The organism is Nocardioides cavernae (assembly GCF_013410035.1).
Taxonomy (GTDB): domain Bacteria; phylum Actinomycetota; class Actinomycetes; order Propionibacteriales; family Nocardioidaceae; genus Nocardioides; species Nocardioides cavernae_A.
The window spans coordinates 1,011,941-1,031,940 of sequence record NZ_JACCBW010000001.1; the positions used below are offsets into that span (position 1 = coordinate 1,011,941).

22 protein-coding genes are annotated in these 20,000 nt (G+C 71.7%); 8 read left to right on the forward strand and 14 right to left on the reverse strand.

Annotated elements, in window-relative coordinates; translation table 11 throughout:
* Nucleotides 1-235 precede the first annotated feature (235 nt).
* Together F4692_RS04980 and F4692_RS04985 are read right to left on the reverse strand one after the other, a co-directional pair.
* Nucleotides 236-730 carry a TlpA family protein disulfide reductase gene (locus F4692_RS04980; RefSeq protein ID WP_179618490.1) on the reverse strand — a complete coding sequence of 165 codons (495 nt, stop codon included), beginning with the start codon at nt 728-730 and terminating at the stop codon, nt 236-238.
* Nucleotides 731-799: 69 nt separating this feature from the next.
* Complete coding sequence (locus tag F4692_RS04985) at nt 800-1,099, reverse strand: MoaD/ThiS family protein (protein ID WP_179618491.1); 300 nt, start codon at nt 1,097-1,099, stop codon at nt 800-802.
* Between the two features lie 65 nt (nt 1,100-1,164).
* Between F4692_RS04985 and F4692_RS04990 the strand changes: the two genes are divergently transcribed.
* Together F4692_RS04990 and mshD are read left to right on the forward strand one after the other, a co-directional pair.
* Entirely contained in the window at nt 1,165-1,893 is a 729-nt protein-coding gene (locus tag F4692_RS04990; protein ID WP_179618492.1) for a winged helix-turn-helix transcriptional regulator, read from the forward strand.
* Nucleotides 1,894-1,961: 68 nt separating this feature from the next.
* Nucleotides 1,962-2,768, forward strand: a complete 807-nt coding sequence (mshD, locus tag F4692_RS04995; RefSeq protein WP_179618493.1) for a mycothiol synthase — start codon at nt 1,962-1,964, stop codon at nt 2,766-2,768.
* A gap of 4 nt (nt 2,769-2,772) precedes the next feature.
* On the opposite strand, the gene ygfZ is transcribed toward mshD, so the two are convergent.
* Genes ygfZ through F4692_RS05010 form a run of 3 tightly spaced genes read right to left on the reverse strand, consistent with a single transcriptional unit; the run spans nt 2,773 to nt 4,651 of the window.
* Nucleotides 2,773-3,708, reverse strand: coding sequence for a CAF17-like 4Fe-4S cluster assembly/insertion protein YgfZ (gene ygfZ / locus F4692_RS05000; protein WP_179618494.1), 936 nt, complete (start codon nt 3,706-3,708; stop codon nt 2,773-2,775).
* A 9-nt stretch (nt 3,709-3,717) separates the two neighbouring features.
* Nucleotides 3,718-4,143, reverse strand: a complete 426-nt coding sequence (locus tag F4692_RS05005; RefSeq protein WP_179618495.1) for a Fur family transcriptional regulator — start codon at nt 4,141-4,143, stop codon at nt 3,718-3,720.
* A 13-nt stretch (nt 4,144-4,156) separates the two neighbouring features.
* Nucleotides 4,157-4,651, reverse strand: coding sequence for a heme-binding beta-barrel domain-containing protein (locus F4692_RS05010; RefSeq protein WP_179618496.1), 495 nt, complete (start codon nt 4,649-4,651; stop codon nt 4,157-4,159).
* A gap of 23 nt (nt 4,652-4,674) precedes the next feature.
* Between F4692_RS05010 and F4692_RS05015 the strand changes: the two genes are divergently transcribed.
* The 4 genes from F4692_RS05015 to F4692_RS05030 all read left to right on the forward strand — a co-directional run bounded on the left by F4692_RS05015 (nt 4,675) and on the right by F4692_RS05030 (nt 9,057).
* Nucleotides 4,675-5,037, forward strand: coding sequence for a DsrE family protein (locus F4692_RS05015; protein WP_179618497.1), 363 nt, complete (start codon nt 4,675-4,677; stop codon nt 5,035-5,037).
* Between the two features lie 59 nt (nt 5,038-5,096).
* Nucleotides 5,097-7,274 carry an RNA degradosome polyphosphate kinase gene (locus F4692_RS05020; protein WP_179618498.1) on the forward strand — a complete coding sequence of 726 codons (2,178 nt, stop codon included), beginning with the start codon at nt 5,097-5,099 and terminating at the stop codon, nt 7,272-7,274.
* 164 nt (nt 7,275-7,438) lie between these two features.
* Nucleotides 7,439-8,056 carry a DUF47 domain-containing protein gene (locus tag F4692_RS05025; protein ID WP_179618499.1) on the forward strand — a complete coding sequence of 206 codons (618 nt, stop codon included), beginning with the start codon at nt 7,439-7,441 and terminating at the stop codon, nt 8,054-8,056.
* A 5-nt stretch (nt 8,057-8,061) separates the two neighbouring features.
* Nucleotides 8,062-9,057, forward strand: a complete 996-nt coding sequence (locus F4692_RS05030; protein WP_179618500.1) for an inorganic phosphate transporter — start codon at nt 8,062-8,064, stop codon at nt 9,055-9,057.
* Between the two features lie 140 nt (nt 9,058-9,197).
* On the opposite strand, the gene F4692_RS05035 is transcribed toward F4692_RS05030, so the two are convergent.
* The 6 genes from F4692_RS05035 to F4692_RS05060 all read right to left on the reverse strand — a co-directional run bounded on the left by F4692_RS05035 (nt 9,198) and on the right by F4692_RS05060 (nt 15,699).
* Nucleotides 9,198-10,109, reverse strand: coding sequence for a hypothetical protein (locus F4692_RS05035; protein WP_179618501.1), 912 nt, complete (start codon nt 10,107-10,109; stop codon nt 9,198-9,200).
* 417 nt (nt 10,110-10,526) lie between these two features.
* Nucleotides 10,527-11,306, reverse strand: coding sequence for a phosphate ABC transporter ATP-binding protein PstB (gene pstB / locus F4692_RS05040; protein ID WP_179618502.1), 780 nt, complete (start codon nt 11,304-11,306; stop codon nt 10,527-10,529).
* Nucleotides 11,307-11,347: 41 nt separating this feature from the next.
* Complete coding sequence (pstA, locus tag F4692_RS05045; protein WP_179618503.1) at nt 11,348-12,433, reverse strand: phosphate ABC transporter permease PstA; 1,086 nt, start codon at nt 12,431-12,433, stop codon at nt 11,348-11,350.
* Complete coding sequence (pstC, locus tag F4692_RS05050) at nt 12,430-13,380, reverse strand: phosphate ABC transporter permease subunit PstC (protein WP_179618504.1); 951 nt, start codon at nt 13,378-13,380, stop codon at nt 12,430-12,432. The genes pstA and pstC overlap by 4 nt, the downstream gene beginning before the upstream one ends.
* A 91-nt stretch (nt 13,381-13,471) precedes the next feature.
* A complete protein-coding gene (gene pstS / locus F4692_RS05055; RefSeq protein WP_179618505.1) occupies nt 13,472-14,614 on the reverse strand; it encodes a phosphate ABC transporter substrate-binding protein PstS in 1,143 nt (380 codons plus the stop codon).
* A 227-nt stretch (nt 14,615-14,841) separates the two neighbouring features.
* Nucleotides 14,842-15,699 (reverse strand): NUDIX hydrolase, encoded by an 858-nt coding sequence (locus F4692_RS05060; RefSeq protein WP_179618506.1) that lies wholly within the window; start codon nt 15,697-15,699, stop codon nt 14,842-14,844.
* Nucleotides 15,700-15,744: 45 nt separating this feature from the next.
* Between F4692_RS05060 and F4692_RS05065 the strand changes: the two genes are divergently transcribed.
* The gene (locus F4692_RS05065) at nt 15,745-16,791 is read left to right on the forward strand and encodes a hypothetical protein (RefSeq protein ID WP_179618507.1); all 1,047 of its coding nucleotides are present in this window, start codon (nt 15,745-15,747) and stop codon (nt 16,789-16,791) included.
* A 15-nt stretch (nt 16,792-16,806) separates the two neighbouring features.
* Here F4692_RS05065 and F4692_RS05070 read toward each other — a convergent pair whose 3' ends face one another.
* Nucleotides 16,807-16,968 (reverse strand): hypothetical protein, encoded by a 162-nt coding sequence (locus F4692_RS05070; protein WP_179618508.1) that lies wholly within the window; start codon nt 16,966-16,968, stop codon nt 16,807-16,809.
* Nucleotides 16,969-17,154: 186 nt separating this feature from the next.
* On the reverse strand, nt 17,155-17,358 hold the full coding sequence (locus tag F4692_RS05075; protein ID WP_179618509.1) for a cold-shock protein: 204 nt from the start codon (nt 17,356-17,358) through the stop codon (nt 17,155-17,157).
* Nucleotides 17,359-17,642: 284 nt separating this feature from the next.
* On the opposite strand from F4692_RS05075, the gene F4692_RS05080 reads away from it, so the two are divergent.
* Nucleotides 17,643-19,163, forward strand: a complete 1,521-nt coding sequence (locus F4692_RS05080) for a M81 family metallopeptidase (RefSeq protein WP_218858154.1) — start codon at nt 17,643-17,645, stop codon at nt 19,161-19,163.
* A 53-nt stretch (nt 19,164-19,216) separates the two neighbouring features.
* On the opposite strand, the gene F4692_RS05085 is transcribed toward F4692_RS05080, so the two are convergent.
* Complete coding sequence (locus F4692_RS05085) at nt 19,217-19,945, reverse strand: copper homeostasis protein CutC (protein WP_179618510.1); 729 nt, start codon at nt 19,943-19,945, stop codon at nt 19,217-19,219.
* Nucleotides 19,946-20,000: the final 55 nt, after the last annotated feature.

Here is a 20,000-nt window from a genome sequence, read left to right on the forward strand (position 1 = left end):
TGACCCAGCGCAGGGCCCCTCCGACGGAGCATAGTCCAGTAACCTGATGGACTTTATGGCTCAGGCGAGCGGGGGGACCGCTACGACATTCGACACAGCGCCGAGCGCACGCGGCAGTGGTCCACTGCGCGGCGCTTGGTGAGCATGGTCGAGGACATGCGGACGACAGTAGGCCGTTCCGCACCCTGCGCCTCGATCGGTCTCACCATGTGGTCCATGCATCCATATCCTGAGATCACGCGCGAGCGAGCGCCGTGAGGACCTGGTCCCGGGACGGTGCGCCGGTCGCCCGGACCACCTCGACCCCCGCCGCGTCGAGGACCAGGGTGGTCGGGGTACGCAGGATCCCCAGGGCGCGCGTGGCGTCGAGGTGGTGCTCGGCGTCGACCTCGACGTGGGTCACGCCGTCGACGAGCTCCGTCACCTCGCCCAGCACCCGGCGCGTGGCGCGGCAGGGCGCGCAGAAGGCGCTCGAGAACTGCAGCAGGGTCGCCCGCTCCCCCAGCTCGACGCCGAGCTCGGACACGAGCGCGGCGGCCGCCGGAGCGGCACCGGCAGGAGCGCCGGGAGCGGCGGCTGCGGGTGCTTCGGCGCGCGGGTCGGCAGCAACCGGGGCGGGCGTGCGTACGGCTCGCGTCCCGCGGAAGCGGCCGTCGCTCGCCCGGCGCCAGAGCCCGAGGCCGAGCGCCAGCACGACTGCGGCGACGACGATCCAGGCTCCGGTGCTCACGTCCACCCAACGACGACGCGCCGCGGGATGTTCCGGGAGGGGCGCGCCGGGGTGGGGCGTCGCAACCGCTCAGCCCCCGGCGAACGGCGGCAGGAGCTCGACGACGGAACCGGGGGGCACTGCCACGTACGCGGGGTCGCGGGCGCCGACCGGCTGCTCGCCGATCAGGACCGAGCAGACGCCGACCGTGCGGGCCATCCGGTCCCCCGGGTGGCGTTCGAGCACGAGGGCGACGACGTCGGCCAGGGTGAGCCCCGGCGTCGCCTCCAGGACGTCCTCGGCCACCCCCGCGGCAGCGCGGGCGCCGGCCCAGTAGCGGACGGTGACCGCTGTCTCAGCAGTCCGGTGCTCGCCCGACGAGTCGCTCATGCGGGCTATCCTTCACCATCCCCGGCTGGCCCCCGGCTGGTCCGCCGCAGACAGGAGGTCCTGCGATGAGCGCTCTGCTGCTGCTCACGACTGCCCTCCAGCCGTCGGCCGAGGTGCTCCCCGGGCTGGCCCTGCTGGCCCACACGGTCAAGATCGTCCCGGCCCAGGGCAGCGCGCTGCTCGACGCGCCCGAGGCCGACCTGGTCCTCGTCGACGGCCGCCAGGACCTCGCCGCGGCGCGCGACCTCTGCCGGCTCATCCGCACCACCGGCGCAGACGCGCCCGTGCTGCTCGTCGTCACCGAGGGTGGTCTGGCGGTCGTGGCGCACGACTGGGGCATGGACGACGTCGTGCTCCACACGTGCGGGCCCGCCGAGCTCGATGCCCGCATCCGCCTCGCGATCGGCCGCGCCAGCGCGGCGGCGCCGGACGACCCGTCGACCCACGTGATCCACCGCGGCGAGGTCGTGGTCGACGACGCCACCTACACCGCCCGCATCGGCGGTCGTGCGCTCGACCTGACCTACAAGGAGTTCGAGCTCCTGAAGTACCTCGCCCAGCACCCGGGCCGGGTCTTCAGCCGCGAGCAGCTCCTCCAGGAGGTCTGGGGCTACGACTACTTCGGCGGCACGCGGACGGTGGACGTCCACGTCCGGCGGCTGCGCGCCAAGCTCGGCACCGAGCACGAGCACCACATCGGCACCGTCCGCAACGTCGGCTACCGCTTCGTCGTGCCGACGCGGGACGCCTCCGGCGCCGACGCCCCGGCGGGCGCGGACGCCACCTCGTCCTGACACCTCGTCCTGACACCTCGTCCTGACACCTCGTCCTGACACCTCCGGGCCGGGCCTAGGGTCGGACCATGGACCACGTGCTGCAGATCGCCGACGCCGCTGCCGCGACCGACGGCGCCGACCCGCTCGACGAGGCCGCCCGGATGGCGCTGGCCGACGGACTCGCCGAGGTGCTGGTGGAGGGCGACGGGTTCGCGCTGGTCCACGACGGTGACCTGGCCCTGGCGGTGGGCCCCGGGGCGCGCGGACGCGGCACCGGCTCGGCGTTGCTCGCGCGGGTCGAGGGGGCGTACGACGGCGCGCTCGTCGCCTGGTCCCACGGCAACCACCCCGCGGCCGCCCGGCTCGCCGCGAGTCACGGGTGGGAGCGGGTGCGCGACCTGTGGGTGATGCGTCGGCCCGCGTCGACCCGGCTCCCGCCCCTGGCGCCGCCCGACGGCGTGACGATCCGCTCCTACCGCGACGACGACGCCGCTGACGTGGTGCGGGTCAACGCCGCCGCCTTCGCCCACCACCCCGAGCAGGGGGCGATGGACCTCGACAACCTGGCCCGCCGGATGGCCGAGCCGTGGTTCGACCCGGCCGGGCTGCTCGTCGCCGAGGACGCGAGCGGCGTCCTCGGCTTCCACTGGACCAAGCAGCACGACGCCGACCACGGCGAGGTCTACGTCGTGGGAGTCGACCCGGCCGCGCAGGGCCGCGGGCTCGGCAGGCTGCTCACCCTCGCCGGGCTGCACCACCTCGCCGGGCTCGGGGTCGGCGAGGTCCTGCTCTACGTCGAGTCCGACAACGGGCCGGCGGTCGCGGTCTACTCCGGCCTCGGCTTCACCCACGCGGACACCGACACCCACGTGCAGTACGCCCGGGGACGCTGACGCGTCAGCGCAGCGGGCGCACGTGCAGCCCGACCTCGGGGTCGACGACGACCTCCTGGGCGGCCGGCATCCCGTCGACGGCGAGCGTCGCGTCGACGGGCACGTTGCGCTTGACCACGGCGAGCGCGATCGGGCCGAGCTCGTGGTGCCGGGCGCTGGACCCGACGAACCCGATGTCGCGACCGTCGTGGGACACCGGTGAGCCGGCAGCGGGCAGGCGGTTCTCGGACCCGTCGAGGTGGAGCAGCACGAGGCGGCGCGGCGGCCGGCCGAGCGTGTGCACCCGCGCGACGGTCTCCTGACCGCGGTAGCAGCCCTTGTCGAGGTGGACGGCCGCGCCGATCCACCCGACCTCGTTGGGGATGGTGCGGTGGTCGGTGTCGAGCCCGAACCGCGGCTCGCCGCGCTCGATCCGCAGCGCCTCGAAGGCCCACAGGCCCGCCGCCGGGCCCGCCGCCTCGGCGTACGCCTCGAGCCGCTCGCGGGGCACGAAGTCGTACCTCCCGCCGGCCTCGCCGGGTCGCCACATCACGGCGAGGTCGTCGACGAGCCCGACCTCGACGCGGGTCATGAACTTCATCCGCTCCAGCCACTCCACCAGCGCGGGACCGGCGCCGGGCTCGGTGTGGGCGGTGAAGGCCTCGCCGTCGTCGACGCCGGTGAAGGCGTGCTCGACGTGGCCCTGCGGGCTGAGGACGAGCGCCTGGGTCCAGGTACCGGGGGCGAGGCCCTCGAAGTACTGGGTGGTGAGGTTGTGCAGCCAGCCGAGCCGGTCGGGCCCGCTGATGCGGAGGACGTCGCGGTGCGAGAGGTCCACGAAGCCGTCCCCGCGGGCCAGGCTGCGCTGCTCGGTGTTGAACGAGCCGTAGTGCGCGGCCACCGGTGCGTCGATGCCGTCACCAGCGACGGCTCCGGGCAGGGCGAGGAGAGGGCTGGCCATGCCTCGAGTCTAGGTCGGCTCCGGTGGGTGGCCGCAGTCCGCGCACTCACCGAAGATCGCGAGGTGGCCGACGTCCATCGCGAACCCGTCGGCCGCGAGCGCGGCAACCACGGGCGCGACGAGGTCGGGGTCGTACGACCGCACGCGGCGACAGCGCCGGCACACCACGTGGACGTGCTCGTGCTCGAGCGTGGAGTGGTAGGTCGGCGCGCGGTCGCTGAGGTGGGTGTGGCGCACCAGCCCGAGCTCCTCGAGGACCTCGAGGGTGCGGTAGACGGTCGAGGCGTTGACCGAGCTGACCTGGCCGCGGACGTGGGCGAGAACCTCGTCCGGCGTCGCGTGCCGCAGCTCCTCGACCGCCCGCAGGATGAGCTCGCGCTGCGGGGTGAGCCGCAGGCCCTGCTCACGCAGCCGGGTGGCGAGGTCGTCGCTCATCGTCGGGCCGCCGTCAGGCTCGCTTGAGCCGCGCCCAGGTGTGCGGCTGGAGCTCCTGGCCGACGGCTGCCATGTCGTAGGCGTAGAGGAGGTCGCCCTCGACGTTGCCGTACATCCGGGAGCCGGCCGTGACCTCCTTGGCCGTCTCGGTGAAGGAGACGCCGGCGGTGTGCATCTCGACCTTGCCGCCCTCGGCCGCGCCGTACCAGATCTCCGAGAAGCCGATGTTGTGCGACAGAAGAAACTCCACCTTGCCGGGCTCGGGGCAGCGGAGGAACCCGGACTCCATGGCGGCGTCGCGGACGACCTCGCCGTCCTCGTCGACGATCCACGAGCGCGACATGTAGTGGAAGAACGGGCGGCCGTCGTGGGTGAAGATCAGCTCCTGGCCGAACTGGAACGACTCGATCGTCGGGTACGCGCCGTGGCCGTTGCCGCGCCAGGTGCCGAGCAGCCACGCGACGGGGCCGCAGTTGGGGTGCAGGTTGTCCGGCAGCTCGAAGGGCATGGGGAACACCTTAGTGTTCGGCCATGGCTCGTTCACTGGTCGTCAAGGTCACCTGCGGCGCCGAGGACGCCGAGCGGTGCAACCAGGGGTTCACCGTGTCCGCGGCCGCCGCCGCGGCCGGCGCCCCGGTGTCGCTCTGGCTCACCGGCGAGGCGGCCTGGTTCGGCGTCCCGGGGCGCGCGGAGGACTTCGCCCTCCACCTCGCCACGCCCCTCGACCAGCTGATGGACGTCGTCCTGGCCGCGGGCACGATCACCGTCTGCTCGCAGTGCGCCGCCCGTCGCGGGATCGTCGCGGCCGACCTGCGCGAGGGGGTCACGATCGCGGGTGCCGCGGTGTTCGCCGAGCAGGTGCTGGGCGACGGCGTACAGGCGCTCGTCTACTGACCGTCCGGACGGGTGCGGACGTCATCTGGCGTTCACCTTCCGGTGCCACACTGGGAGGCATGTCCGACCCGGCCACCCTCACCAGCGCTGCCTCCCCGTCGGTCGAGGAGGGGCCGGTGTCCGAGCCGTTCGGGCACCCGACCGAGACCTTCGACGTCGAGCCGCCCTACACCCCGGACGCCGCCGCCATCGAGGCGGTGGAGAAGTTCGACGACCGCTTCATCGACCGCGAGATCTCCTGGGTCCGCTTCAACCAGCGCGTCCTCGAGCTCGCGGAGGATCCGGGCCTGCCGCTGCTGGAGCGCGCCCGCTTCCTCGCGATCTTCGCCAGCAACCTCGACGAGTTCTTCATGGTCCGCGTCGCCGGCCTCAAGCGGCGCATCGCGGCCGGCGTGGCCGTACGCGCGGCGAGCGGGCTGATGCCGCGCGAGCAGCTCGAGCACCTGTGGTCCGGCAGCCGCGACCTCATGGAGCGCCACGCCCGGGCGTTCGTCGACCTCCTCCCCGAGCTGGGCGCGCAGGGCATCGAGATCGTCCGGTGGGAGGAGCTCGACCGCGAGGAGCAGAAGGTCTGCAAGAAGCTCTTTAAGGACCGGATCTTCCCCGTCCTGACACCGCTGGCGGTCGACCCGGCGCACCCCTTCCCCTACATCTCCGGCCTCTCGCTCAACCTCGCCGTCGTGGTGCGCCACCCCAAGACCGGCACCGAGCACTTCGCGCGGGTCAAGGTGCCGCCGACGTTCGGCCGCTTCGTCGGCCTGGGCAACCAGCGCTTCGTGCCCATCGAGGACGTCATCGGCGAGCACCTCAAGAAGCTCTTCCCCGGCATGGACGTGCTCGGCTCGCACACCTTCCGGGTCACCCGCAACGAGGACCTCGAGGTCGAGGAGGACGACGCCGAGAACCTCCTCAAGGCCCTCGAGAAGGAGCTCCAGCGGCGCCGCTTCGGCCCGCCCGTACGCCTCGAGGTCGAGCAGTCGATGGACCCGAAGGTCCTCGAGCTGCTGGTCTCCGAGCTCGGCGTGGGCCGGGACGAGGTGGTCTCGCTGCCCGGTCCGCTCGACCTGACCGGCCTGCACTCGATCGCCGACCTGCCGCGCGACGACCTCAAGTACGCCGCGTTCCTGCCCTCCACCCACCCGAGCCTGGCCGAGGTCGAGTCGGCCTCCCCCGTCGACGTCTTCGACTCCGTGGGGCGCCACGACGTGCTGCTGCACCACCCCTACGACTCCTTCGCCACCTCCGTGCAGCGCTTCCTCGAGCAGGCGGCCGCCGATCCGCACGTCCTCGCGATCAAGCAGACCCTCTACCGCACCTCGGGTGACAGCCCGATCATCGAGGCGCTCATCGACGCCGCGGAGGCCGGCAAGCAGGTGCTTGTCGTCGTCGAGATCAAGGCCCGCTTCGACGAGCAGGCCAACATCCGGTGGGCGCGCAAGCTCGAGCAGGCCGGCTGCCACGTCGTCTACGGCCTGGTCGGCCTCAAGACGCACTGCAAGCTGTCGATGGTCGTGCGCGACGAGCCCGAGGGCATCCGGCGCTACGTCCACCTCGGCACCGGCAACTACAACCCCAAGACGGCACGCGTCTACGAGGACCTCGGCCTCCTCACCGCCAACCAGGAGATCGGCGAGGACGTCGCGCTCCTCTTCAACAACCTCTCCGGCATCAGCCGCAACCGCACCTACGACCACCTGCTCGTCGCCCCGCACAGCGTGCGCGAGGGCCTGGTCGCCCAGGTCCACCAGGAGATCGCCCACCACCAGGCCGGCCGCCCCGCGGGGATCCGGATCAAGGCCAACTCGGTCGTCGACGAGGCGGTGATCGACGCGCTCTACCTCGCCTCGCAGGCGGGCGTGCGCGTCGAGCTGGTGATCCGCGGGATCTGCGCGCTGCGCCCGGGCGTACCCGGCCTCTCCGAGACCATCCGGGTCCGCTCGATCCTGGGCCGGTTCCTCGAGCACAGCCGCGTGTTCTGGTTCGACAACGGCGGCGAGCCGGCCGCGTGGATCGGGTCGGCGGACATGATGCACCGCAACCTCGACCGCCGCGTCGAGGTGCTCGTACGCCTGCGCGACCCGCACGTCGTCGACGAGGTCCGGGCCCTGCTCGACCTCGCGCTCGACGAGCAGACCACCGCCTGGGAGCTCGGGTCGGAAGGGGAGTGGGTGCTGCGCCACGGGGAGCGCCACCTGCACGACGAGCTGATCGCCCGGCAGCGCACGCGTCGCCGCTGAGCCCCCATTTCCGGCCCCTTTTCGAGCGACACGCCGGACGACACGCCGAACGGCGTCCCTCCGGTGACGGGGTCCGGAGGCCCCTGGGGTCGCGGTTTGCATCTCCGTGCTGAGGACCCCCTACTCTATTTCACGGTTCATCCGCCCCCCGTTCGGAGTTCACTGTGCGTTTGAAGTTCCGTCCCGTCGACAGCTCGTTCTACGACCTCTTCAGCGAAGCTGCCGGGCACCTCGTCGTCGGAGCCCAGCTCCTCAGCGAGATGCTCTCCGCCGGCAACTCCAAGGCCGAGATCGCCCAGCGCATGCGCGAGGCCGAGCACGCCGCCGACGAGACCACCCACTCGATCGTGCGACGGGTGAACAGCACCTTCGTCACGCCGTTCGACCGCGAGGACATCTACTCCCTCGCCTCGGCGCTCGACGACGTCATGGACATGATGGACGAGGCCGTCGACCTGGTCCTCCTCTACGAGGTCACCTCCCTGCCGCCGGAGACCACCCAGCAGGTCGAGGTCCTCCAGCGCTGCGCCGAGCTCACCGCCGCGGCGATGCCGTCGCTGGAGTCGATGGGCTCGCTCGACGAGTACTGGATCGAGATCAACCGCCTCGAGAACACCGGTGACAAGTCCTACCGGCGGATCCTGGCCAACCTCTTCAGCGGCGAGTACGAAGCCCTGGAGGTCCTCAAGCTCAAGGACATCGTCGAGTCCCTCGAGGGGGCGATCGACGCGTTCGAGAAGGTCGCCAACATCGTGGAGCAGATCGCCGTCAAGGAGTCCTGACCCCGATGGAGATCGGCATCATCATCGCCGTCGTCGTCGTCGCACTGGTCTTCGACTACACGAACGGCTTCCACGACGCTGCCAACGCGATCGCCACGTCGGTGTCCACCGGCGCGCTCAAGCCGCGGGTGGCGCTGGCCATGGCGGCCGTCATGAACTTCGTCGGCGCGTTCCTGGGCCAGAAGGTCGCCCACACGGTGTCCGACACGATCGACCCCGGGCCAGGCAGCCACGGGCTGGTGATCGTGATGTGCGGCCTGCTCGGCGCCATCACGTGGAACATGATCACCTGGTACTACGGCCTGCCGTCCTCCTCCTCGCACGCCCTCATCGGCGGCCTCGTCGGCGCCGCGGTCGCGGCCGGGGCGAGCGCCAACTGGGCCGTCGTGCTGGAGAAGGTCGTGCTCCCGATGTTCGTCTCGCCCCTCGTGGCGTTCAGTCTCGGCTTCGCGCTGATGCTCGCGATCATGTGGATGTTCCGCAACGCCAACCCCGGCCGCGCCAACCGCGGCTTCAAGGTCGCACAGACGGTCTCGGCCGCCGCGATGGCACTCGGCCACGGCCTGCAGGACGCCCAGAAGACGATGGGCGTGATCTTCCTGGCGCTGCTCACCGGCGGCTACGTCGCCGAGTCCGACGGGCTCCCGCTGTGGGTGATCATCGCCGCGGCCACCGCGATCTCCCTCGGCACCTGGTCCGGCGGCTGGCGCATCATGCGCACTCTCGGTCGCCGCATCATCCACCTCGACCCGCCTCGCGGTTTCGCGGCCGAGTCGGTGGCGGCCTCGGTCCTCTACACGACGTCCTACGTCTTCGAGGCCCCGATCTCGACCACCCACACCATCACCTCCGCGGTCATGGGCGTCGGCGCCACCAAGCGCCTCTCCGCCGTCCGCTGGGGCGTGGCGAAGTCGATCCTCACCGCGTGGGTGCTGACCTTCCCGGCCGCCGCCCTCGCCGCCGCGATCTGCTACTGGGTGGCGCGCGTCTTCCTCCCCTGATCCGCTGCGGCGACCTCATACGCCGCGCCGTACGCCGCGCCGTGCCGGGTACCTAGGGACGAAATGGACGACTTCGTGACCCGCTGACCCACCAGGACGTCCCTAGGTACGTCCGGGTGAGGCGGAGACGCCCCCTGCATTCATGCCGCGGACCGGTAGCGCAGCAGACGACGGCGCTGGTGCGCCGAGAGCGCGCGGCGCTGCGCCACCGTCGCGGTGGGGACCCACCAGTCCGGCAGTCCGGGCAACCAGCGGCGTTGATGCGCCGGCCGTTGCTCAGCACGGGCGTACGCCCCGCGCAGCCGGCCGACGAAGGCCCCCCGGTCTGCCAGGTCCCCCGCCATCATCGTCACCCCCTCCAGCCCCAGGCGCCGATAGGCCGCCTCCTTGACGACGTCCGCGTGCCGCACCTCTCCAGCGAGGTGGAGCGCGCCGTCGTACAGGCCGTAGACGCCGGCGATCGGGTCGAACAGGTCCGGCGTGCCGACGAAACGCCCGGACAGGTCGAAGACGGGGTGGTTCGCCCGCGGTCGTGGCGCCCCTGCGTCCAGCTGCCAGGCGAGGCGCATGACCGGTTCCATCGGGGACCACGAGTTCTCCTCGAGCATGCAGAGGACGTCGCGCACCCGCTGGACGCCCTGTCGGATCCACAGCTCGCTCTGCGTGAGGGCGGCCAGCTCCTCGACGGACACCAGGTCGTCATAGGCGGCCATCTCGAAGGCGACGATCGCCGCCTCGTCCGTCGCCGCCTTGCGCATCTCGTACGCCACGCTCCACCGGGCGCTCGTCAGGCGCACACCGCGCAGCCGGAGCAGCTCGCTGGGCGGCACCAGCTCCTGACTGACTCCGAGGAGGTGGCCCGGTCGCAACGTGTGCCGGCTGCCGAGGGCCAGAGTGACCGGCAGCAGCTCGGACCCGCGCCCCGTGCCCTGGAACCAGCTGCCGCCTGCCCAACGGAGGGACGCCCAGCCCGTCACGCCGCCGTGCGCGGGCAGTCGCGCTGCCGCCTCCACGATCCGTTGGTCGACCGAGACCGGCGTGTCGCTCGGCACCCAGGTGCCCCCGCCCGTACGACGGAACGCCCCAGATCGAGCCTGCCACGGTGTCGGTCCGTCCGGATCACCCCGCTTGCTCGGCCAGACCAGACCGGGCGGCAACCCTTCTTGCGGCCCGAGGCCGTGACGGGGTCGGGCCCCCTCCGTCCACGCCGGCTGTTCCATGCCGCGACCCTCGCGGGGGCCGTACGACGTGGCGAGCGGCTCTCCACAGGAGCCGCACGCCACCTTCGTGCGGGGCTGTTGTGGACGACCAGCGGCCAGTGCCCGGCCATCGAGCGTCTCCCCACGGCGGGGTATCTAGGGACGACCTGGTAGCCCGAACCCCCGATCGGGCGACCAGATCGTCCCTAGGTACCCCGGCACGCAGACCAAGCCGGCTGGCCGCACGGGTGGCCGGGCGGGCGGAGGGGCTCAGCCGAAACGACCGGAGATGTAGGCCTCGGTGGCCTCGTTGTCCGGGTTGGCGAACATCTTCTGCGTCGAGTTGAACTCCACCAGGTGGCCGGGCTGGCCGGCGGCCTTGAGGTTGAAGAAGCCGGTCTCGTCGGAGACGCGCGCCGCCTGCTGCATGTTGTGGGTGACGATGACGATCGTGTAGTCGGACTTCAGCTCGTGGATGAGGTCCTCGATCGCGGACGTCGAGATCGGGTCGAGGGCCGAGCAGGGCTCGTCCATCAGCAGGACCTGGGGCTCCACGGCGATCGCGCGGGCGATGCAGAGGCGCTGCTGCTGACCGCCCGAGAGACCCATGCCGGGCTTGGCGAGGCGGTCCTTGACCTCGTTCCAGAGGTTCGCGCCCTTGAGGGAGCGCTCGACGATGTCGTCGGCCTCGGACTTCTTCATCTTCTTGGCGTTCAGGCGGTTGCCGGCGAGGACGTTCTCGTAGATGGACATCGTCGGGAACGGGTTGGGCCGCTGGAAGACCATGCCGATCTGGCGGCGCACGGCGACGGGGTCGATGGCGGAGTCGTAGAGGGACTGCCCGTCGACGGTCACCTTGCCCTCGACGCGGGCGCCGGGGATGACCTCGTGCATGCGGTTCAGCGAGCGCAGGACGGTCGACTTGCCGCAGCCGGACGGGCCGATGAAGGCCGTCACGGACCGCGCGCGGACGTGCATGTTGACGCCCTGCACGGCGAGGAAGTCGCCGTAGTAGATGTCGAGGTCGGAGACGTCGATGCTCTTGGCCATGGTGGGGGTGACTCCTTGGTCGGGTGGTGCTGGTCTGCGGCTCAGCGGCCGGTCTTGGGGGCGAAGGCCTTGCCGACGATCCTCGCGACGAGGTTGAGCGACATGACGATGATGATGAGGAAGAGGGCGGCGCCCCACACGCGGTCGGTCCAGATCGGGCCGTACTTGAAGTGGGTGGTCTGGCCGAGCGACTGGAAGATGTAGACCGGCAGGGTCTGCACGGGTCCGGAGAACGGGTTCCAGTTCGCCACGCGCGCGGTGCCCAGGATCAGCAGCAGCGGCGCGGTCTCGCCGGCCACGCGCGCGATGGCGAGCGTGACACCGGTGACGATGCCCGCGACGGCGGTGGGCAGGACGACCTTCACGATCGTGCGCCAGCGCGGGACGCCGAGGGCGTACGACGCCTCCCGCAGGTCGTCGGGCACGAGCTTGAGCATCTCCTCGACCGAGCGGATCACCGTCGGCAGCATCAGCAGCGACAGCGCGATCGAGCCGCCGATGCCGAGTCGCGGGAGCGGGTCGCCGGTCACGACGATGAAGAGCGCGATGGCGAACAGGCCGGCGACGATGGACGGGATGCCCGTCATGACGTCGACGAGGAAGGTGATGACCTTCGCGAGGCGGTTGCCCTTGCCGTACTCGACGAGGTAGATCGCGGTGAAGATGCCGATCGGGATCGCGATGACGGCCGCGATGGACGTCACCATGATGGTGCCCATGATCGCGTGGTAGATCCCGCCGCCGACGCCGAGCAGCGCGCGGCCGCTCATGTCGTCGTTGAGGAACGCGGGCGTCAGCACCGGCGCGCCACGCTGCACGACGGTCCAGATCAGGCTGACCAGCGGGACCATCGCGAGGACGAACGCGCTCCACATCAGCGTCTGCACGAGGGTGTCCGTCGCCTTGCGCGACCCCTCGACCGCGCGGGTCCAGAAGGTCAGGCCCAGCACGTACGCGAGCCAGGCGAGCGCGACGGCCCCGAAGATGCCGACGCCGAGGAGCAGCGCGAGGGCACCGAGGGCGACCGAGACGACGGCGACGAGCCCGGGGGCCATGCGCGGCATGGTGCCGCCGGTGAGGGGCTCGAGGTGGTCGACGGTGTGCTCGGAGTCGATGAGCGTGTTCATGCCTTCACCTGTCCACGGGTGGCGACCCAGCGGCCGAGGAAGTTGACCGCGAAGGTCAGGACGAAGAGGGCGAGGCCGGCGAAGATCAGGACGTTGATCTTGAGCCCGGCGGCGTTCGCGTAGTTGTTGGCGATGCTGGCGGCGATGGTGTTCGAGTTCGCCGACGAGATGACGTCGAAGCTGATGATGGCGCCGGTAGCCGAGAGCACCATCGCGACGGCCATCGTCTCGCCGAGCGCGCGCCCGAGGCCGAGGAGGAGCGCGGCGACGATGCCGGAGCGGGCGTACGGCAGCACCGCGAGGCGGATCATCTCCCAGCGGGTCGCACCGAGGGCGAGGGCCGCCTCCTGGTGCATCGTCGGGGTCTGGGCGAAGATCTCGCGCAGGATCGCGGTGACGATCGGTAGCGCCATCAGCGCGAGGACGACGGACGCGGTGAGGAGCGTGCGTCCGGAGCCGGAGACCGGCCCGTCGAAGAGCGGGATCCAGCCGAACCACGAGTTGAGCCACTCGTAGAACGGCGTCAGGCGGGGCGCGAGGACCGCGATGCCCCACAGCCCGAAGACCACCGACGGCACGGCCGCGAGCAGGTCGACGAGGTAGCCGACGGGCTTGGCCAGCCGGCGCGGGGCGTAGTGCGAGATCACCAGCGCCAGCCCGATCGCGAGCGGCGTCACGATGATCATCGCGAGCAGCGCGGACAGGACGGTGCCGAAGAGCAGCGGGCCGACGAGCGTCCAGACGCTCGACTTGCCGTACGCCTGCTCACCGTGGGCGTCGAGCGCCGGCAGCCCCTGGATGAACAGGAAGATGGCGACGCCTGCCAGCAGGGCGACGACGAGCAGGGCGGCGCCGAGCGCAGTGCGGCTGAAGACCGCGTCCCCCACGCGGGTCGTCCGGGCGCGCTCCTCCAGCTGGGGAGCGGGCTCCTGGATCGCGGTGGTCACTCTTGTCCTCCTGTGGGTCTCACCCGGGTGACGACGTGTCGGCAGGGGCCGGGCCTGTCGGGCCCGACCCCCGCCGCCGTGCTGGGTGGTGTCAGCCCGCCGAGATCGTGTCGACGATGGACTGGGCCTCGGTGCGGATCTGGTCGGTCAGCGGGGCCGAGCCGGCCTCGCTCGAGCCGATCTCCTGGCCCTCGTCGCTGAGGATGTAGGAGATGTAGCCCTTGACGTTGGCCGCGGTGGCCTCGTCGCTGTAGGTCTGGCACGCGAGGAGGTAGGAGGTGAGGACGATCGGGTAGACGCCGGCCTCCTCGGTCTCGTGGTCGAGGTCGAAGGCCATGTTGACGTCCGAGCCCTCCTCGACGCGCGGGGAGACCTCGAAGATCTTCGCGGCGGCCTCGGAGCTCGGGGCGACGTACTCCTCGCCCACCTTGATGTTGGCCTGGCCGAGGCCACCGGCCTGGCTGGCGTCGGCGTAGCCGATGGTGTTCGGGGCGTCGGTGACGACCTGGACGACGCCAGAGGTGCCCTTGCCGCCCTCGCCACCGGCCTCGGTCGGCCACGTCTCGATGGCGCCGTAGGTCCACACGTCGCCGGCGACGGCGTCGAGGTAGTCGGTGAAGTTCTCGCTCGTGCCCGACTCGTCGGAGCGGTGGACCGGCGTGATGTTCTCGCTGGGCAGGTCGACGTCGGGGTTGTCGGCCTTGATGGCCTCGTCGTCCCAGGTGGTGATGGTGCCGGCGAAGATGCCCGCGAGGGTCTCGGGCGAGAGGTTGAGGTCGTCGACGCCGTCGACGTTGTAGATCACCGCGATCGGCGAGACGTAGTTGGGGATCTCGATCGGCTCGGAGGCGCACGTCTCCGTGGCCGCGCTGAGCTCGCCCTCGTCGTCGGTGAGGTAGGAGTCGGAGCCTGCCATCGGGAAGCCGCCGGAGATGAAGTTCTCGCGGCCACCGCCCGAGCCGACGGGGTCGTAGGAGACGGTCACGCCGGGCGCGACCTCGCCGAAGCCGACCATCCAGGCGTTCTGCGCGGACTCCTGCGACGAGGCGCCACCGATGGCGAGCTCGCCGGACAGGTCGGCGTAGTCGCCGCTGGTCTCGGAGGAGCCGGAGTCACCGGTGTCGGCGGACGCCTCGTCCGCCGAGTTGCCGCCACCACAGGCGGTGAGGGAGATCGAGAGGGCAAGCACGGCCACGCTGGGGGCCAGCAGCTTGCGGTAGGAAGTGCGGTTCACTTCAGGTGCTCCTGATGAGTCTGATGATTGCTGACGTCGAGGACGCTAGGGACGCCAGGAGAACGAGCACCGCGCCGACGGTGAACGAGGGGTGAACTCGACCGGGCCGGTTGGCGTCGGGAATCCGGGCGTGCGACGGCGATCACATGAACTCGTCCGGGCCGCCTTGACGGAGCCCGTGGGAGCGGACTAAAGGGCGGACCGGCAGGCGTGTCAGGAGGCGCCCGTCAGGGCTGCACGACCTCCGTCGCGACGACCCGGCCCTTGCGGTGGTGGACGACCAGCATCGAGGCCGGCTCGAGCGTCGCGTCCGGTACGCGGAGCGCGTCGAGCACGGTCGGCAGCACGGGGCGGTGGGTGCACACGACGGCGTTCTCACGCGCGTCGAGGAGGCCGTCGACGAGCTCGACGACCCCGTCGACCGAGGCGTCCTCCTCGCTCAGCTCGTCGTAGGCCTTCATCGGCCAGCCGGTCGTGTCGACGTAGGGCGTGACCGTCTGCACGCAGCGGGTGCTCGAGGAGGTGTGGACGGCGGTGACGTCGAAGGCGGCCAGCAGCGGCACGAGCCTCTGTGCCTGCGCCTCACCGGCCGCCAGCAGCGGACGTGCCCGGTCGTCCTTCCTCCACCCGCCGCGCGAGCGGGCCTTGCCGTGCCGGAGCACCACGAGCGCGCGGGTCTTGCGGCGCAGCCGGCGTGCCTCGGCCAGGGTCTCGCGGTCGTAGGGATAGGTGAGCCGGCGCATCGCCGCCTCCCACCCCACCCACTCCACGCCGTCGATCTCGTCGTTGGGGGCGTAGCGCGTCACGTCGTCGCTGCCGACGACCCGCGCGACCCAGTAGTCGACGCTCTTCCAGCGTCCGTTGGACAACCGGTAGCGCTGCCGCGACAGGGCCGGCCCGAGGCGTACGTCCACCCCGGTCTCCTCGGCCACCTCGCGCACCGCGGCGGTGACCGCGTGCTCACCGGGGTCGAGCTTGCCCTTGGGGAACGACCAATCGTCGTACTTCGGCCGGTGGACGAGCAGGACCTCGTTGCCCTTGCGGGTCACCACGGCTCCGGCAGCGCGCACGTCGCGGGGCTCCATGGAAGTAGTGTCACACCGACCATCGATCCCCGAGGAGCCCCGTCCGTGCCGCGTCGCCTGCTGGCTGTCCTCGTCGCAGCGGTGGTGGTGGCGGTGGGCGCCGTCGTGGTCCTGCGCCTGCTCGGGCCGGGCACGCCGCTCGCCCAGGCGCTGGCGCGTGCGCCCGAGGCGACCAGCCGCGCCTCGTGGACCGACTGGGCCGCCGTACGCCGGGAGCTGGGCGCCGACGTCGGCCCCGGGTCGTCGGCCGGGGAGGTCGAGGCGTTCGTCGACGACGCGTTCGCACGCGACCTCTCCTCGATGTCGGCGCTGGGCACGTCGGCGGGCGTCATCCACGACGAGCTCGGGTTCTCGCCCGCCACGATCGCGTGGGAGCTGCTGGCGCAGTCCACCGACGGCGCCGTCGAGGTGATCGGCCTCGGCGACCAGGCGGACACCGACGACGTGGCCGACCGGCTGCGCGCGGGCGGGTGGAGTGAGCCGGAGGACGACGAGGGGGTCTGGGTCGGCGGCCCGGACGTGCTCGCCGGGGTGGGCCCGGGGCTGACCCCCGAGCTCCAGCACGTCGCGCTGGTCGGCGACGACCTCGTGCTCGCCTCCGACCAGGTGCCCTACCTCGAGCGTGCCGTCGAGTCCGCCCGCGGTGACGCCGACGGCGCCCACGTCCTCGCCCACCTCGCCGAGACGCTCGAGGAGCCGCTGGCCGCGGCGGTGTACGACGGGGCGTACGCCTGCGAGCACCTCGCGATGGGTCAGGCCGACGCCGACGCGCAGTCGGAGGCCGACCAGCTCGTCGAGGCGGCCGGCGGGGTGCACCCGCTGTCGGGCTTCGCGATGGGCGTCCGGCGGGGCGGCGACGTGCGAGCCGTGCTTGAGGTGGAGGACGCCGACGACGCGGCCCAGGACGCCGAGGCCCGCGCTCGACTGGCCGCCGGCCCCGCACCCGGACAGGGTGGCGACTTCTCCGACCGGTTCGCGGTGGAGGCCGCGGCGTCGGACGGGCGCGAGGTGGTGCTCGACCTCGTGCCGGTGGAGGGCAGCTACGTCCTGTCGGACCTCACGAGCGGTCCGGTGCTCTTCGCGACGTGCTGAGCCGTCGCGGGCGGGTCAGTCCTGCGGCTTGCGCGGGGTGACGCCGAGGAGACGGTCGATCTCCTCCTGCGAGAGGTGCTCGTCGGACTCGCTCGCGGCGATGATCAGGGTGGTGGTGAGCTCGACCTCGCCGAGGAGGTCTCCGTCCTCGAGGGTCACGTCGAACTGGTCGTGCACGTCACCCTCCTTTCCTTCCCGATCTTCCAACAGTAGGCGCTCACGCCAAGTCTGTCGTACGGACGCGGCCGTCCGGTATGACCCGAACGTGTCAATGTCACCCCTGAGAACGAGCCTGGCCCCGACCCCGGAACGGGGTAGGGGCCAGGTCGTGATCAGATCTGGAACAGGTCCAGCGTCAGCCGATCAGATCGGACGGACGTTCTCCGCCTGCGGGCCCTTGGGGCCCTGGGTGACGTCGAACTCGACCTTCTGGTTCTCGTCCAGCGACTTGTAGCCGTTGGTCTGGATGGCCGAGTAGTGCACGAAGACGTCGTCGCCGCCGTCCTCCTGCGCAATGAAGCCGAAACCCTTCTCGGCGTTGAACCACTTCACGGTGCCTTGAGCCATGTGCTCGGTACTCCTGTTATCGGAACGAGAAGCCGTCACGTCGACGGCTCCGCCACAAGTGCGGTGACACGTCGCTCCGACTCACAAGCTGGAAGGGCCCGAAGAGGGAAACGCCGTTGGATCACAAACTCCGCGGGCGTCAACCTGCTGGAACTTGCACCTGTTGCACGACAGACCCTACCAACAAATGCCCTGTCGTCACCTGTCGAGGACCTCCTGTGGGTGAACACTCGACCAACGGGCCTGCCGACGGACCCCGCGGGGCTGCCTGACACCATCCAGAAGTGACCACCGAAGTCATCCTTCCGGCCCTTCCGCGCGTCGCGGTCTGCGGCATCAGTCTCGAGGCGTCCACCTTCTCCCCCGCGCTCACCACGGCGGCGATGCTCGCCCCGCTGCGCGGACGCGAGGTGCTCGACGCGTGGGACTTCTGGCGCGCGGGAGGCTCGCTCGCCGACCGCGCCGAGTGGGTCGGGATCCTCCAGGCCCGCTCCATCGCCGGGGGCGCGATCCCCGCCGAGGACTACGCCCAGCTCAAGGGCGAGATCCTCGCCGGGCTGGTCGCGACGATCGAGGAGCGACCGCTCGACGGCCTCGTGCTCGACATCCACGGTGCCGCCAGCGTGGTCGGGATGGACGACATGGAGGGCGACCTCGCCGTCGCCGTACGCGCCGTGGTCGGTCCCGACTGCCTCATCAGCAGCGGGATGGACCTGCACGGCAACGTGTCGCGCACGCTCGCCGAGACCGTCGACCTCCTCACGACCTACCGCACCGCCCCGCACGTGGACTGGCATGAGACCAAGGAGCGCGCCGCGCGAAACCTCGTCGACCGGCTGGCGCTCCCGGCCGGGCGCCGGCGGCCCGCGAAGGCCTGGGTGCCGGTGCCGATCCTGCTGCCCGGCGAGATGACGAGCACCCGGCAGGAGCCCGCGACGAGCCTCTACGCCCGGGTGCCCGGGATCGAGGCGCTCGACGGGATCCTCGACGCCGGGATCTGGATCGGCTACCCCTGGGCCGACGAGCCCCGCAACCACGCGGTCGTGATGGCCGTGGGCGACGACGCCGACCTCGCGCTCGCGGAGGCGACGGGCCTGGCGCGTGAGCTGTGGGAGCGTCGCGAGGAGTTCGGCTTCGTGGCCCCGACCGGCTCGCTCGAGGAGGTCCTCGCGGCCGCGGTCGCGTCGCCGGTCGCGCCGTACTTCGTCTCCGACTCCGGCGACAACCCCACCGCCGGCGGCGCCGGCGACGTGACCTGGACCCTCGCCGAGCTGCTCGCCAGCCAGGAGCTGCTCGCGAGCGGCAAGCGGGCCATCTACGCCTCGATCCCCGACCACGCGGGCGCGCTCGCCGCCGCCGAGGCGGGCGTCGGTGCAGACGTACGTCTCACGCTGGGCGCCCGGGTTGACGCCCGGCCGGCACCACCGGTCGAGGTCTCGGGGCGGGTCGTCGCGGTCGTGCCGGGCGAGGACAACCTCGAGGTGGTCGTCCGCACTCCCGCGGTCGACGTGGTCGTCACCCGCCGGCGGCGGCCCTACCACCTCGAGTCGGACTTCACCCGGCTCGGCCTCGACCCCCGTCGGGCGGACGTCGTCGTGGTCAAGATCGGCTACCTCGAGCCCGAGCTGTTCGACATGGCCGCCGACTGGATGCTGGCGCTCACCCCGGGCGGCGTCGACCAGCACCTCGCCCGGCTGGGGCACGAGCGCATCCGCCGGCCGATGTTCCCCCTGGACGACGTGTCGGGGGTCGACCCCGTCGCCGGTGCCGTGCTCTTCCCCGGCGACACCGCGTCGTCGGCGTAGTCCGCATCATTCGTCATCCCCGGACCTGCTCCCGAGGTGACGATCGATGCGGACTAGCGGCCGAGCGCCGCCATCACCTTGGCGAGCACGACGGGGCTGGTCGCGCTGCGCCGGCCGTCGTCGTACCCCGCCGAGACCCCGGCGGGCACCACCGTCCCGGGTGCGCGCAGGTGGACCTCGCGCGCGCCGGTCTCCGCCACGATGCGCGCCACGTTGGCCGGGCGTACGCCGCCCCCGACCGCGATCCGCACCTCCTCGCCGCCCCGCCGCACGAGGTCCGCGAGCACCGCGAGGTGGTCGAGCGCGGGCCCGGGGCCGCCGGAGGTGAGGACGCGCGACACCCCGAGGTCGCGCAGCAGCGCAAGGGCCTCGCCCTGGTCCGGCACCGAGTCGAACGCCTTGTGGAAGGTGACGGGGGCACCGCCCGCGGCCTCGACGAGGCGGCGTACGGCAGCGGCCGAGACGGTGCCGTCGGGCTCGAGGGTGCCGACCACGAAGCCGAGGTCGGCCGTCGCTCCCAGCGCAGACCTCACCGCCTCGATGTCGGCGGCCATCACGTCGACCTCCGCCGGCGTGTGGACGAAGTCGCCCGCGCGGGAGCGGACGAGCACCCGGATCGCCAGCCCCGGCGCCGCCCCGGCGCAGTGCCGGACGAAGCCCAGCGACGGCGTCGTGCCCCCGTCGGCGAGCCCGGCGCACGCCTCCAGACCGTCCGCGCCGGCGGCCGCGGCGAGGGCCGCTCCCCCGACGTCCTCCAGGCAGATCTCGACGAGCGTGGTCATGGCGCAACGCTACGGGCCCGCGCCGGTTGCCCCCGTGGGCGGAGGCGCGGCATCA

Bases quoted from the DNA above. Each gene is read 5' to 3' on its own strand.
- F4692_RS04985 (WP_179618491.1), bottom strand. From the start codon at position 1,099: ATGAGCGACTCGTCGGGCGAGCACCGGACTGCTGAGACAGCGGTCACC.
- F4692_RS04990 (WP_179618492.1), top strand. From the start codon at position 1,165: ATGAGCGCTCTGCTGCTGCTCACGACTGCCCTCCAGCCGTCGGCCGAG.
- mshD (WP_179618493.1), top strand. From the start codon at position 1,962: ATGGACCACGTGCTGCAGATCGCCGACGCCGCTGCCGCGACCGACGGC.
- ygfZ (WP_179618494.1), bottom strand. From the start codon at position 3,708: ATGGCCAGCCCTCTCCTCGCCCTGCCCGGAGCCGTCGCTGGTGACGGC.
- F4692_RS05005 (WP_179618495.1), bottom strand. From the start codon at position 4,143: ATGAGCGACGACCTCGCCACCCGGCTGCGTGAGCAGGGCCTGCGGCTC.
- F4692_RS05010 (WP_179618496.1), bottom strand. From the start codon at position 4,651: ATGCCCTTCGAGCTGCCGGACAACCTGCACCCCAACTGCGGCCCCGTC.
- F4692_RS05015 (WP_179618497.1), top strand. From the start codon at position 4,675: ATGGCTCGTTCACTGGTCGTCAAGGTCACCTGCGGCGCCGAGGACGCC.
- F4692_RS05020 (WP_179618498.1), top strand. From the start codon at position 5,097: ATGTCCGACCCGGCCACCCTCACCAGCGCTGCCTCCCCGTCGGTCGAG.
- F4692_RS05030 (WP_179618500.1), top strand. From the start codon at position 8,062: ATGGAGATCGGCATCATCATCGCCGTCGTCGTCGTCGCACTGGTCTTC.
- pstB (WP_179618502.1), bottom strand. From the start codon at position 11,306: ATGGCCAAGAGCATCGACGTCTCCGACCTCGACATCTACTACGGCGAC.
- pstA (WP_179618503.1), bottom strand. From the start codon at position 12,433: ATGAACACGCTCATCGACTCCGAGCACACCGTCGACCACCTCGAGCCC.
- F4692_RS05060 (WP_179618506.1), bottom strand. From the start codon at position 15,699: ATGGAGCCCCGCGACGTGCGCGCTGCCGGAGCCGTGGTGACCCGCAAG.
- F4692_RS05075 (WP_179618509.1), bottom strand. From the start codon at position 17,358: ATGGCTCAAGGCACCGTGAAGTGGTTCAACGCCGAGAAGGGTTTCGGC.
- F4692_RS05085 (WP_179618510.1), bottom strand. From the start codon at position 19,945: ATGACCACGCTCGTCGAGATCTGCCTGGAGGACGTCGGGGGAGCGGCC.